This window comes from Mycobacterium sp. IDUB_21 (assembly GCF_055419425.1).
On the sequence record NZ_JBVAXQ010000044.1, the window covers coordinates 1 to 226 of the forward strand.

The 226-nt window shown below is 62.4% G+C and carries 1 protein-coding gene; it reads left to right on the top strand.

What is annotated here, in order from left to right; all coding sequences use genetic code 11:
• Window positions 1-47: 47 nt before the first annotated feature.
• Window positions 48-226, top strand: a 179-nt coding sequence (locus ACZYY4_RS23055) for a WXG100 family type VII secretion target (RefSeq protein WP_463812339.1), incomplete at its 3' end; no start/stop codon positions are given.

Here is a 226-nt window from a genome sequence, read left to right on the forward strand (position 1 = left end):
GGAAGCTGCTTCCCAGCAGATCCTGGGCAGCTAGGGAGGATACGAATATGTCGATTAACTACCAGTTCGGTGATGTGGATGCCCACGGTGCGTTGATTCGTGCCCAGGCTGCCTCGTTGGAGGCCGAGCACCAGGCGATCGTGCACGATGTGCTGGCTGCCGGGGACTTCTGGGGTGGTGCCGGTTCGGTGGCCTGCCAGGAGTTCGTGGCGCAGTTGGGCCGCAA